This is a genomic window from Marinobacter alkalisoli (genome assembly GCF_045449795.1).
Taxonomy (GTDB): domain Bacteria; phylum Pseudomonadota; class Gammaproteobacteria; order Pseudomonadales; family Oleiphilaceae; genus Marinobacter.
This window is the reverse complement of sequence record NZ_JBJJLB010000027.1, coordinates 28370-41386: the sequence shown is the minus strand read 5'-3', so window position 1 is coordinate 41386 and position 13017 is coordinate 28370. Positions and strand designations below refer to the sequence as shown.

The 13017-nt window shown below is 58.6% G+C and carries 12 protein-coding genes and 1 tRNA gene; 7 read left to right on the top strand and 6 right to left on the bottom strand.

Annotation, left to right across the window (positions count from 1 at the left end):
* Window positions 1–35: 35 nt before the first annotated feature.
* Both ACJO3M_RS12935 and ACJO3M_RS12930 read right to left on the bottom strand, forming a co-directional pair.
* Window positions 36–887 carry a UDP-2,3-diacylglucosamine diphosphatase gene (locus tag ACJO3M_RS12935; protein ID WP_407001768.1) on the bottom strand — a complete coding sequence of 284 codons (852 nt, stop codon included), beginning with the start codon at window positions 885–887 and terminating at the stop codon, window positions 36–38.
* A gap of 141 nt (window positions 888–1028) precedes the next feature.
* Window positions 1029–1652 (bottom strand): YbhB/YbcL family Raf kinase inhibitor-like protein, encoded by a 624-nt coding sequence (locus tag ACJO3M_RS12930; protein WP_407001767.1) that lies wholly within the window; start codon window positions 1650–1652, stop codon window positions 1029–1031.
* Window positions 1653–1835: 183 nt separating this feature from the next.
* Here ACJO3M_RS12930 and ACJO3M_RS12925 point away from each other — a divergent pair, with 183 nt between their 5' ends.
* Window positions 1836–2576, top strand: a complete 741-nt coding sequence (locus ACJO3M_RS12925) for a spermidine synthase (protein WP_407001766.1) — start codon at window positions 1836–1838, stop codon at window positions 2574–2576.
* A gap of 11 nt (window positions 2577–2587) precedes the next feature.
* Here the strand turns inward: ACJO3M_RS12925 and ACJO3M_RS12920 are convergent, their stop codons facing one another.
* Window positions 2588–3148 carry an LOG family protein gene (locus ACJO3M_RS12920; RefSeq protein ID WP_407001764.1) on the bottom strand — a complete coding sequence of 187 codons (561 nt, stop codon included), beginning with the start codon at window positions 3146–3148 and terminating at the stop codon, window positions 2588–2590.
* Between the two features lie 107 nt (window positions 3149–3255).
* Here ACJO3M_RS12920 and ACJO3M_RS12915 point away from each other — a divergent pair, with 107 nt between their 5' ends.
* The 3 genes from ACJO3M_RS12915 (at window position 3256) to ACJO3M_RS12905 (ending at window position 7545) form a co-directional block, all read left to right on the top strand.
* Window positions 3256–5364 (top strand): 4Fe-4S binding protein, encoded by a 2109-nt coding sequence (locus tag ACJO3M_RS12915; protein WP_407001763.1) that lies wholly within the window; start codon window positions 3256–3258, stop codon window positions 5362–5364.
* Between the two features lie 80 nt (window positions 5365–5444).
* Entirely contained in the window at window positions 5445–6050 is a 606-nt protein-coding gene (locus tag ACJO3M_RS12910) for a TetR/AcrR family transcriptional regulator (protein WP_407001762.1), read from the top strand.
* 184 nt (window positions 6051–6234) lie between these two features.
* A complete protein-coding gene (locus tag ACJO3M_RS12905) occupies window positions 6235–7545 on the top strand; it encodes an NAD(P)/FAD-dependent oxidoreductase (protein WP_407001761.1) in 1311 nt (436 codons plus the stop codon).
* A gap of 7 nt (window positions 7546–7552) precedes the next feature.
* Here ACJO3M_RS12905 and ACJO3M_RS12900 read toward each other — a convergent pair.
* Window positions 7553–7626: transfer RNA gene (locus tag ACJO3M_RS12900), tRNA-Gly, on the bottom strand.
* Between the two features lie 127 nt (window positions 7627–7753).
* Here ACJO3M_RS12900 and ACJO3M_RS12895 point away from each other — a divergent pair.
* The 3 genes from ACJO3M_RS12895 to ACJO3M_RS12885 all read left to right on the top strand — a co-directional run bounded on the left by ACJO3M_RS12895 (window position 7754) and on the right by ACJO3M_RS12885 (window position 10655).
* Complete coding sequence (locus ACJO3M_RS12895) at window positions 7754–9487, top strand: potassium/proton antiporter (protein ID WP_407001760.1); 1734 nt, start codon at window positions 7754–7756, stop codon at window positions 9485–9487.
* 111 nt (window positions 9488–9598) lie between these two features.
* A complete protein-coding gene (locus tag ACJO3M_RS12890) occupies window positions 9599–10150 on the top strand; it encodes a L,D-transpeptidase family protein (protein ID WP_407001759.1) in 552 nt (183 codons plus the stop codon).
* Between the two features lie 223 nt (window positions 10151–10373).
* Window positions 10374–10655 (top strand): Lpp/OprI family alanine-zipper lipoprotein, encoded by a 282-nt coding sequence (locus ACJO3M_RS12885; RefSeq protein ID WP_407001758.1) that lies wholly within the window; start codon window positions 10374–10376, stop codon window positions 10653–10655.
* Between the two features lie 62 nt (window positions 10656–10717).
* On the opposite strand, the gene ACJO3M_RS12880 is transcribed toward ACJO3M_RS12885, so the two are convergent.
* Entirely contained in the window at window positions 10718–11518 is an 801-nt protein-coding gene (locus ACJO3M_RS12880) for a slipin family protein (RefSeq protein WP_407001757.1), read from the bottom strand.
* The gene (locus ACJO3M_RS12875; RefSeq protein ID WP_407001756.1) at window positions 11515–12993 is read right to left on the bottom strand and encodes an NfeD family protein; all 1479 of its coding nucleotides are present in this window, start codon (window positions 12991–12993) and stop codon (window positions 11515–11517) included. The genes ACJO3M_RS12880 and ACJO3M_RS12875 overlap by 4 nt, the downstream gene beginning before the upstream one ends.
* Window positions 12994–13017 lie beyond the last annotated feature (24 nt).

The following is a 13017-nucleotide window of genomic DNA, read 5'->3' as shown; positions in this document are numbered from 1 at the left end:
GCTAACGATTCGCATTACTGAATGCAATGAGCGAATCAGTTCATCACCCGGTTCACCTGCTCCACAAACGCCGCCGGCAGCACATCAATCACCGGGCGCTGGTCACCGCTCATTTCCGGCGCCGGGGTGTCCGGTTCCGTCGCAATAATGGACGGGTTCTCTGACCAGTGCAGCAGTTGCAGCTGACCATCGGCCTGCTCCACCAACGCGGTACAGTGCTCTACCCAGTCCCCATCGTTGCAATAGAGGCCTTCGGTGCTTCTGAGGAAACCAGCAGAGTGAATGTGGCCACAGATGAAGCCGTCATAGTGACCCCGCTCGGCTGCGGTCAGCGCGGCCAGTTCGAAACGACGAATGAAGGTGCGTGCCTTGCCAATACGGCTTTTGACCCAGGCCGCCAGCGACCAGTAGGGCTTGCCGTTGAGCCGGCGCCAGGCGTTGAACCAGCGATTGAGTCGCAGCAGGAGTCCGTGGGCACGATCCCCCACCAGCAACATCAGCGGGCTGCAGCGCACCACCTGATCAAACTGGTCACCGTGGCAGACCAGGAATCGCCGGCCATCGGTTGTGGTGTGGACCGCCTTGTAGCGGATCTCGATACCGGAAATGGTCTGGCCACAGAAGCGACGGACAAATTCATCGTGATTGCCCGGCACATACACCACCCGGGTACCGGTTGCGGCCAGCTCCAGGAGTTTGTGGATAACCGCCTGATGGGACTGGGGGAAATGCACACGCCGCTGCATGGCGATCAGGTCAACGATATCCCCCACCAGGTAGAGGGTCTCGCAACGGACGTTGTTGAGGAAATCCAGCAGATAGTCCGCCTGACAATCCGCCGTCCCCAGGTGCACATCGGAAATGAACACGCTCCGGTAGTTCCACATTTCGTCTCCCACCCTTCAGCCATGCTGGATAGGGCCACTGTCACAAAGGTGGGTGACAGGAACATGACAGCGAGACGACGTTTTCAAGACGCCGGAGGACAGCGCGCCCACAATCCGGAGCACGCCGCCAGCCGGGTCAGATTAACGCAGGTCCGGATTCAGGGTGTAGGTCCCGGTCACCCTGGCGCTGGCCAGCACATGGCCGGCCATGGCTTCACGCACATCGTTGCCATCGAATTCACCCTCCAGGCCCAGGCTCTCGACATCCAGTGCATGGACTTCGTAGTGGTAATGATGAAGGATCTCATCGTTCCAGGGTGGGCAGGGGCCATCATAGCCGGCGTAGGTGCCAGCCATATCGGGGTTTCCAGCCAGGAACTGGGTATAGTTGTTCACCCCCCGGATACCGATCGGGCCCGGGCCGGGTTCCTTGCCCTTGGGAATAACGCCATCGCTGTCCTCACCCTCGGGAATCCGGTTTGTGGCGGCAGGGACGTCCACCAGCAACCAGTGGAAAAAGTCCACCCGCGGGATGTCCTTTGAAACCGTCTTGCCCTCCTGGTTCACATCGTCCGCCACGCTCGGCACGTCAGGATCAAACATCATGACCACGAAGCTCCGGGTGCCTTCCGGTGCGCCTTCCCAAGTGATTTCCGGATTCCGGTTGGGGCCGAAACTCATGTGGTCTTCCTGGCTGTAGACGCCAAACGCGAATTTTTCAGGAATTGGCTGACCTTCCTCTATGCCTCGAACCTCTAGTTTCACGGTGTTGCCTCCTGTTGATGGTTGGCCTTTATCTCAGTGACTGTGTCCCGAAAACGTCCGTACTGTGATAAAAAGGTTTTAACAGTGGTGTTGTACGTCTGTCCAGATTAACAGACCTCACCAGCACGAACACAGAACCGGACTCCGGCCCGGTTACACCAGCCCGAGCGACAGTCATACTGCATGTTCCACCAAGGCGACATCATTCATCATACCCGGGATGCCCTGGGCGGCATCCTGGTAATCGACTACCGCAAACACCGGGTCCTGACCTTTGATTCGGTGTTTGAGCAAAGCAAGATTGATCGCCGCCGGCCCCACCTCCCGGTACACGAATACAACCGCGCCATGATGCTGCCGGCGGCGTTTGCCAGGCCCCGGCATGTCACGGTGCTGGGGCTCGGTGGCGGCGTCATGGTGAATGCGTTCCATCACCTGTACCCGGACTGCCGGATTCACGCCGTCGAGCTGAGACCGGCGGTTGTGGACGTGGCACGGGAGTTTTTCAGTTTACCGGACAGCGACCGCCTGGCCGTCACTATCGCCGATGCACGCAATGCCCTGGGCGCCCTGCCGGACGCCAGCACCGACATGATCCTGGCGGACCTCTACAACGCCGACCGCATGAGCCCGGCCCAGGCCCAGCGTCATTTTGTGGATGAATGCAGCCGGGCCCTGACCGACGGCGGCTGGCTGGCACTGAATTACCACCGCACCCCGGATCCGGAAGGGCCCTATTTTCGCCAGTTAAAAAAACACTTTGCGGTGTTGCTGATGTTCCGGAGCAAGAGCAACAACACGGTCATCTACGCCAGCAAGCGCCCCTTCGATGCCCTGCATTCAAAAGACCCGCTGCTGGCAGAGCTGGAAAAGCGCTTGCCGATCGCCTGGCGCAAGCTGATGACCCGGGTCAGCCGGCTGTAGCCAAAACATGCTCAGGTCCACTTTTCCCTTGGCGGTTGATAATGCTTCATCTGGTCAAGCAGGGCGGCCGGATCATCTGCGGTAATGAGCATGTCGATGTATTCCTGTTTCAGGAACCCCGCCCGTTCCATGGCAGAGGCCATGGACAGCAACGGGTCATAGAAACCATTGACGTTATAGAGCGCACAAGGCTTGTGGTGAAACCCCAATTGCCCCCAGGTCCAGGCCTCGAATATTTCCTCCAGAGTGCCGATACCGCCGGGCAGGGCGACAAAACCATCCGCCAGTTCCGCCATCTTCGCCTTGCGCTCGTGCATGTCTTTGACCACATGCAGTTCGGTTAATCCGCTGTGGGCCAATTCCCGGTCACGCAAGTGCTCCGGAATCACGCCACAGACCCTGCCGCCAGATTCCAGCGCCGAGTCCGCGACTATCCCCATCAGCCCGACGTGGCCGCCACCAAAAATCACATCGGCGCCATTGCGCCCGAAGAAGGTGCCCAGCTCCCGCGCCTTGTTGGCGAATACAGGGTCATTTCCGGTCCTGGACCCGCAATAAACCGCAATTTTCATCCAATCTCCTCACAAAGTAGCAGTCAGGTGGCTCCGAGGTCGCATTGAGCCAACCGTCGAAAACTCTAGCATGGAAGTTTAAACAACAAGAACTGCAGGAGTACCCCATGACCGGGCGCATCGTGCTCCTTCTTGTCTGCCTGTCCTGGATAGCCACGACCCACGCAGAGCTTTCAGGGGAACGGCAGGCACTGATCCAGGAGCTGTTCCCTTCAGCAACCGTCATCCGGGACCAGTTGCCGGATTTTCCCGTGTATCCGGTGTACCAGCTCCAGGAACTGCTGGGCTATGCCTATGAGTCCACCGACTTTACCCGCTTGCAGGGTTTTGCCGGCAAGCCGATCAGACTGTTGATCGGGTTGGACACCCGGGGCCGGTTCACCGGTGTCCGGGTATTGCATCACCATGAACCGGTGTTTCTCCACGGTCTGGGGGAAGAACCGCTGTTCGAATTTACCGAGCAATACAAGGGCCGTTCACTGCGGGAGCAGATCATCGTCAGCACCTCCAATTCCCGCCGCTCGGGTCGGGATGCCGGAGGCAACGTGGTGCACTTTGACGGGGTCAGCAAGGCTACGGTGTCTGTGCTGATTCTCAACGACACCGTGCTGTCTTCGGCATTGCAGGTCGCACGCAAGAAACTGGAGGGTTTCGCCCAGGCGACTCCGACACGGGCAAATCCGGACTTCTATGAGCCGCTGTCCTGGCATCAACTGATTGACCGGGGCTACATCGGCCATTGGCGAGTGAATGCAGCCACCATTGAAAACCAGATCGGCCGCCCCCTGTCGGACTATCCCGGGGATCTGGAGCCACCAGAGGGGGCGCCCTTCAGCGAGCTGTATTTTGGTTACATCAACGCGCCCATTGTCGGTCGCAATCTGCTGGGCGACGACGGCTACAGGCAATTGATGGCCAGGTTTGAAGACGGCGCCCAGATTCTCGCCATCCTGTCGCGGGGGGAGTTCCTGCACGTTGCGGAAGACTTTGTACCCGGAAGCACACCGGACCGCCTGGGCCTGATCCAGAATAACCTCGCCGTAGAAATCCGCGACCTCGACCTTCTGGACAGGAATCTGGAGTTTCAGGCCGCCGGAATGCCGTCCTTCGATGCCAGCAACCTGTTCCGGGTAGGTGGCAGCACAGGTTTCAATCCGGGTGCGGAAGCCGAACTGAAACTCAATGTCGAACTGGCACGCAATCATTTGGTGATCGATCGCACGACCCTGGACATTCCCGTCCGGTTCAACGGAGACATGTTCGAGACTGTAGACGTTGCCGCGTCTCCGGAAGACTCACGGGAACCGGTATGGATCGGTCTGTGGAAGGAACGCTGGTGGCAGATCTCACTTCTGGTGGCCGGTCTTGCTGTGCTCACCGTGTTTTTCGCCAGACAGAAATCCCTCAGCCGCCACCCACGGCTGGTGCATCGGTTCCGCTGGGGCTTCTTGTTATTTACCCTGTTTTTTATCGGCTTTTACGCCCAGGGCCAGCTCTCGGTGGTGAATATCTACACACTGTTCCTGGCAATCTGGGACGGTTTCTCACTGGACGTGTTCCTGCTGGACCCGGTGATTTTTATCCTCTGGACCTACACCTTCATCACCCTGTTTATCTGGGGCCGGGGCCTGTTCTGCGGCTGGCTGTGTCCGTTCGGAGCTCTACAGGAAATGGCCGCCTGGCTGGGCGGGAAACTGAAATTCAGACAGGTCCGGGTGCCGGAACACTGGCACCGCAGACTGATCCTGATCAAGTATCCGATTCTTCTGGGGCTGGTTGGCACAGCCTTCTATTCACTGACCCTGGCGGAACAACTGGCGGAAGTGGAACCCTTCAAGACCAGCATCACCCTGTTCTTTGTCCGCTACTGGCCGTTTGTTGCGTATGCGGTGGGGCTGCTGGTGATCGGCATGTTCATCCACAAGTTCTATTGTCGCTACCTGTGCCCGCTGGGGGCCGGTCTGGCGGTGCTGGGCCGGTTCCGGCTGTTCAGCTGGCTGGATCGGGTCGAGCTGTGCGGCAATCCCTGCCAGCACTGCAAGAACGAGTGCGGCATCAACGCCATCCGCAAGGATGGTCGGGTGGATTACGATGAATGTATCCAGTGCCTGGAATGCGTGGTTATCCTGCGGGATGCGGAGCAATGCGTGGACAAGCGGGTACAGAACAAGAAGCGCGAAAGGCAGGCCAATATACTGGCCACGGATGCGGGCTGAACCTGTCAGTTTGTTACTGAATCACCAATCCGGTTATCATTGAATGACTATTCAAGTACAGATGCCCGCGGATTGCAGCTATGGCCAGACATGCACGCTATGACCGAAAAACCGCCCTGGAAAAGGCCGTCGGCCTGTTCTGGGAGAAGGGCTATCACGGCAGCTCCATGAAACAGATTGAGCACGCCCTGGATATGCGCCCCGGCAGCATTTACGCCACCTTCGGCAGCAAGGACGGACTGTTTTCGGAAGCGCTGGCCTCCTACGCAGAACAGGGCGGCCGGGAAATGGCAGCGCACCTTGAACCGTACGACTCCATCGTGGACGGCCTGCAGGATTACCTGCGCACCATTGCCGCCAAGTGCGGCCCCGATACAGAGGCGCCATCACGAGCCTGCATGATCGTAAAAACCCTGCTGGAATCCAGCAACACCCACAGTGCGCTGGCAGCCCTGGCCAACCGCATTCTTTCTGCCATTGAATGCGCTCTGAAAGCCGCCCTGGAACAGGCGAAAGCCCGGGGAGAACTGGCCTCAACAGCGGATTGCAGTCGCCTGGCCAGGTTGCTCCAGGCCCAGATCATGGCACTGCGTGCGATGGCTGAAAGGGACCTGACGGAGGAACAGTTACAGGCCCTGGGGGACGACATGGCCGCCATCCTTGATGGATACCGTACTCACCACTGAGCACCTCCCTGAGAGGTGACTTAAGGGAATGGGGGACATAGGTCCAATTGTACCTGTTGTCCTCTCCGCGTTAGTATTAATCCGGCTGCGTTAGCACCCTACCTATCACAGGATCCCAGTGAGGACAGCCAAGCGTTTTTGTCCCGAGAGCGCTTGGCTCTCTTCACTTAAAGGTCTGACTGTTATGGATAATCTTCATCACATTGTCGTGGTCGGCGGTGGCGCCGGCGGTCTTGAGCTCGTCACCAGCCTGGGTAACAAGCTTGGAAAAAAACGCAGGGCGCGCATTACCCTGGTGGATGCTGGCCTGACCCATGTCTGGAAACCCCTGCTCCATGAGGTGGCCTCCGGGTCACTCGATGCCAGTGCCAACGAGATCAACTACCGCGCCCACGCTCAAAAGCACCATTACGAGTTCCAGCTTGGCTGCATGAGCGGACTGGATCGTGACGCCAAACAGCTGGTGATCGCGCCGTTTAATGATGAAGAAGGCGTGGAAGTGGTTCCCGAGCGTCGCATCAGCTATGACACCCTGGTGATGGCTGTCGGCAGTACTGCCAATGATTTCGGCACTCCCGGCGCCCAGGAGCACTGCCTGTTCCTGGACAGCCTGACACAGGCACGCCGTTTCCATAACCTGTTGCTCAATGCTTTCCTGCGCAAGAATCACGACGCCAATCAGGGCCAGACTCACGAACTGCCGATCACCATCATCGGCGCCGGAGCCACCGGCGTGGAACTGGCGGCGGAGCTGCGCCTGGCCTCGCGGGAGTTACCGGTATTTGGCATGAACCACCTGCAGGCATCGGATGTATCGATTTCTGTCATCGAAGCGGCGGACCGTATCCTGCCGGCATTGCCCGAACGCCTGTCCGCCGCCGCAACCCGCGAACTGGGGCGGCAAAGCGTCAAGGTCATGACCGGACAACCGGTGAGCGAAGTGCGTAAGCAGAGCATTGTGATGAAGGACGGCACCGAGCTGCCTTCGGAAATGACCATCTGGGCGGCCGGCATTAAGGCGCCCGGCTTCCTCGCGGAGCTCGACGGGCTCGAAGTGAACCGGGGTAACCAGCTGGTGGTGGAGCAGACCCTGCAAACCACCCGTGACAGCAGTATTTTTGCCCTGGGCGACTGTGCCGCCTGTCCCCAGCCGGATTCCGACAGGCCGGTCCCCCCCAGGGCCCAGGCCGCCCACCAGCAAGCGGATGTGCTGTTCAAGACGCTCTGTAACCGCCTTGAAAGCAAAGAGGCCATACCCTTTGTCTACAATGACCACGGTTCGCTGATCAATTTCAGCCACTACACCACCGTTGGCAACCTGATGGGTAACCTGTCCGGTCGTGGCATGTACATCGAAGGTAAGGTCGCCCGCCTGTTTTACGTCTCCCTGTATCGCATGCATCAGGTCGCCCTGCACGGATTCCTGAGGACCGGCGTTATCTGGCTGATGGACAAGATCAGCCGCGCCATGCAGCCGAGACTGAAACTGCACTAAAGCGGAATGGAGCGGGTGAAGGGAATCGAACCCTCGTATGCAGCTTGGGAAGCTGCCGTTCTACCATTGAACTACACCCGCAATACGCCTCTCGTTACGGCAATATAAGCGGACTTGCCACGGCTCGGCAAGCCCCGGGGCTGGCAATTTTCCTTCGCCGCCCCCGGAGCGCTCCTGCTATGCTCACACAGTAACTGACGGAGATTCGATGGACCCCACGTTCACCCTGATTGGCGCCCTGATGCTGGTCATCAGCATTGTACTGAGCCCGCTTTCCAGCCGGGTCGGTATGCCTGTACTGCTGATTTTCCTGATTGTCGGGATGATGATGGGAGAAGACGGCCCGGGTGGCATCGATTTCGACAATTTCGAGCTTGCCTTCGTGATCGCCAACCTGGCGCTCGGGGTGATCCTGCTGGACGGTGGCATGCGCACCCGGGCAGAGACTTTCCGGGTTGGTCTTCGGCCGGCACTGATGCTGGCCACATTCGGTGTGTTCCTGACCGCCGCAGGTTCCGGCCTGGTGGCGTGGTGGGTGTTCGATCTCCACTGGATGACCGCTCTGCTGATCGGCGCCATCATCTCGTCCACCGACGCGGCAGCGGTGTTTTCACTGCTTCAGGGCCGCGGCCTGCACCTCAATGAACGGGTCAGCGCCACGCTGGAGATCGAGTCCGGCAGCAACGATCCGATGGCCATTTTCCTGACCCTGATGCTGGTCACCATGATCGCGGAGAACAGTCAGGGCGCCAACTGGGGCGGTTTGCTGATGCTGGTCAAGCAGTTCGGGATCGGCGGCATTGCCGGTATTCTTGGCGGCCATGTAGTGGTTCAACTGGCCAACCGCATCCGCCTGACACCGTCGCTGTATCCGTTGCTGGTGGCTGCGGCCGGCATTGCCGTATTTTCCGGCACCAACGCCCTTGGCGGCAGCGGTTTCCTTGCCATCTACCTCACTGGGGTGGTGATCGGCAACCGCCCGGTACGCATGATGCCCATGATCCTGCAGGTCCATGACGGTCTCGCCTGGCTGTCGCAGATCAGCCTGTTCCTGATCCTCGGGTTGCTGGTGACCCCGTCCGACCTGTGGAGCCTGGCCGGCGCCGGCCTGATCCTGGCGCTGTCGCTTATTTTCCTGATTCGTCCGCTGACCGTGCTGATCACCCTCTGGCCGTTTGGTTTCAATCGCCGGGAGCTTGGCTTTATCAGCTGGGTCGGCCTGCGCGGGGCGGTGCCGATTGTACTGGCGCTGTTTCCGATTATTGCCGACCTGCCCGATGCCCAACTGCTGTTTCACGCTGCCTTCTTCATCGTTCTGGTGTCGCTGATCGTGCAGGGCACCACCATGGCGCCCCTGGCCCGCAAACTCGGCCTGGAAATTCCGGCCGGCGACGACCCATACCGGCGTCTGCCCCTGGATGTACCCGCGACCGGTGACCATGAACTGATGCTGTTCCCGTTGAGGGGTGACAACTGGAAAACGCCCCGTCCCCTTGGCCAACTGCGCTTGCCATCCAACACCGCCATTGCCGGTGTGTTTCGCAAACGCATCTGTCACCAGCCCAGCCCCGAAATGGAAGTCTCCAGCGGTGATGTCATCGCCATGTTTGCCACGCCGTCCGACCTGTCCGAGCTGGGCAAGGCACTCAGTGGTCGACAGGCGCCGAAACATCTCGCCGAACGCGCATTCTTCGGTGACTTTGTCCTCAATGGCGACGCGTTGTTGGGGGATGTGGAACAGGTGTACGGTATCGAGTTTGACGAACTGCCTCCCGAGCTGTCTCTGGCAGAATGCTTCGCGCGCCGTACCAAGGGCCACCCGGTAGTCGGTGACAAGGTGATTCTCGGACCGGTCACCCTGGTAGCCCGGGCGACCGAAGCCGATCGCGTCACCAAGGTCGGCCTGAAGATGGACAGCTCACAAAACAGGCGGTCCGGTTAATAGATAACCAAAAAAGTTAACAAAACCCATTAACAATCTTGCGGTCGGCTATGCTATAAACTGTGCCAGACCAATATTAATCATTAGTAACTTATGGCCATGACTGTCCGGATGCCTCTATTTTTGTTCATGTTTGTCGCCAGCCTACTGGCGCCGCTATCGTCTGCCTCAGCAACCGAGTTGCTGGCCCGCGCGGAATCCCGGATACCCGAGGAAAAACCATCTCTCGACCATCCCCGGGGCATCGACAAGGTACTGGTGCGCAAAAGTGAACGCAGGTTATACCTGATGGATGACGAGGAAGTGGTCCGCAGTTATCGGATTTCCCTGGGCGAGAGTCCCGAGGGCCACAAGCTGTACGAGGGGGACGAACGCACTCCCGAAGGGGACTATCAGCTGGACTGGCGCAATGCCAACAGCGATTTCTACAAGTCGATTCATATCTCCTACCCCAATGAGCGGGACCAGGAACTCGCGCAGGCCTGGGGCCTGGATCCCGGCGGCAGCATCATGATCCACGGTCTGCCAAACGAAGCCGGAGATATGGCATTTGCCTACACCGGCCTGGACTGGACCAACGGCTGCATCGCGGTGACCAACGAGGAAATGGACGAAATCTGGAACCTGGTGGCTGACGGCACGCCCATCCGCATTCTGCCCTGAAACCTCCAAAGTGCCTGGTATGACGGCAACCAGCTTTCTTTTTTATTAAGTTGTTGTCATAAGGCCAAAACTTTTACGTATCCTTAGTTAACATTTTCCCGCAGAGTGTTTTACACTGTTTAACGACTCCGGTAGTCAAAGCCTATCGGGCCTGGTTTGACAGGACGTCATCTGACTGGCTTCTGGATCACAGGAAATAAAACGACCAATAAGGGGAAAAGATATGCGTAAACTGACGATCGCAGGGTTTGCATTGGCCACCGCACTGACTGCAGGTTGTGCCACCACTGACCAGGGAGCTATCGACGAAGCAAATGCTAACGCAAGCTCCGCTGAGCAGACTGCTGAAAATGCCCTGAACACTGCCAACAGCGCTTCCAGCGCTGCACGCTCTGCCCAGCAGACTGCAGACGAAGCACTGGCTGCTGCGAAAGCTGCCCAGCGTGCTGCTGACGAAGCAAACGAGCGTGCCAAGCGTATGCTCGAGCGTGCCAGCCAGAAGTAAGGCTGATGCGTCATGAAAAAGGCCGGACTCATCCGGCCTTTTTCATGTCTGACATCTGGTGATTATTCCCCGGAATCCGAATCCTTCGGTTTGTTGTTAAGCCCCTGCTTCTGTTTCTCCATGAAGGACTTCAGCATATCCATGGGCAGCGGGAACACGATAGTGGACGAATTGTTGTTGCTCATATCCGCCAGAGTCTGCAAATAACGAAGCTGCATGGCGCCTGAATTGGTGGACATCACTTCGGCCGCTTCCACCAGTTTCTTTGATGCCTGCAATTCGCCTTCGGCATGAATCACCTTGGCTCGCCGTTCACGCTCCGCTTCTGCCTGACGCGCAATAGCGCGGATCATGTTCTCATTCAGATCCACATGCTTGATTTCCACGTTCGCCACCTTGATACCCCACTCCTCGGTCTGGGCATCAATGATCTCCTGAATATCAATGTTGAGCTTGTCACGCTCTGACAGCATCTCGTCCAGATCATGCTTACCCAGCACCGAACGCAAGGTGGTTTGCGCCAGCTGGCTGGTTGCCGCCGCGTAATCCTCGACCCGGATGATCGAGCGCTCAGGATCCACCACGCGGAAATACAGGACGGCGTTTACCCGCACGGTGACGTTGTCCTTGGAAATAACATCCTGACTCGGTACGTCCAGGGTGATCACACGCAGGTCCACCCTCACAATTTGTTGGATACCGGGAATCACAATGATCAGACCCGGCCCCTTCACGCCCTGGAAGCGGCCGAGGAAAAAGACCACACCACGCTCGTACTCAGGCAGGATCTTGATCGCCGACCCAAGAATCAGAAGCAGCACCACCGTGGGTGCAAGATAGGGAATCAGATCACCAAACATCATAACGTCTCCTTCGTTGGGTTTGTCGTCGCGTCTCCCGGCTCCACAACCACCGTCAGCCCTTCTATTGCCGTCACATTCAGCTCATCACCGGTCTTGACCGGTGAGCTGCTGGTGGCATTCCAGCGTTCACCACTCATACGCACATGCCCATGGTAGCTGCCATCCCTGGGCTCGAAATCATCCAGGGCCCGGGCCTGTTCATGGGAAATCTGTTCCGGACCGCTCACCGGATGCCGCTTGCGCAAACCGATGAACCGCGTCGCTGTCCACAGGATGAAGCCTGCGGCAACCGCTGCGGTTCCACCCACCATCGGCAGCGAAATATCCCGGTGACTGCCATCCATAAGAATCACCGAGCCGGTTATAAACGCGACAATCCCGCCTATACCCAATATGCCAAAGCTGGGCATGAAGGCCTCCCCGACGATGAACGCCAGACCCAGCAGGATCAACGCCAGGCCGGCGTAGTTCACCGACAGCACCTGGAAGGCAAACAGGGCCAGAATCAGACAAATGGCCCCGATAACACCCGGGAAAATAGCGCCCGGGTTGGAGAGTTCGAAAATGATGCCGTAGAACCCGATGATCATCAGGAAATACGCGACATTGGGATTGGTGAGTACTGACAGTAAACGGGTACGCCAGTCCGGTGCCGAGTGCACCAGTTCGAGGTTGGCCGTTGCCAGAGTGACCTCTCCGCCTGCCGTCCTTACAGTGCGGCCGTCTATCTGCCTCAGCAGGTCGGGCAGGGTACTGGCGACCACGTCCACCACGTTCTTTTCCAGGGCTTCTGTGGCGCCCAGGTTAACCGCTTCGCGGACGGCCTCTTCCGCCCAGTCGGCATTACGACCGTGACGTTCCGCCAGACCACGGATATAACTGACAGCGTCTTCCAGCACCTTGCGTTCCATCGCCGTTCCGCCACGGCGTTTACTGTCGCTTTCACTGGCTTCTTCTTCGGAACCACTATCCGTTTCGGCGTCCTTACCCTCCTCGGCCTGCTCGTCAGGTTCTTCCGCCGGTGGATCATCCATGCCCGGAACTCCACCCATCTGCACCGGGGTTGCGGAGCCCAGGTTGGTGGCCGGCGCCATGGCGGCAATGTGACTGCCATAAAGAATGTAGGTGCCGGCACTGGCCGCGCGAGCCCCCTCGGGGGAGACGTAGGTGGCAACCGGCACGGATGAGGCGAGAATGTCCTTGATGATTCCGCGCATGGACTCCATCAAGCCCCCCGGAGTGTCCATCCGGATGACGACCAGCCCGGCGCCCTCCGATTCCGCACGCTGTATGCCACGCACCACGTAATCCATGGTCGCCGGGCCAATGGCGCCCTCGACAGTCAGTACCAGCGCGGTATCAGAAGCCTTTTCCTGCGCATAGACAGAATAGGCCAGGGAACCCAGCGCCAGCACGGTTCCAAGCAGAAATACAAACAGGGACCAGGTGAATCCCCTGGAGGACAGTGATCTCATGGGACGGCTCGTCTTCATTAACTC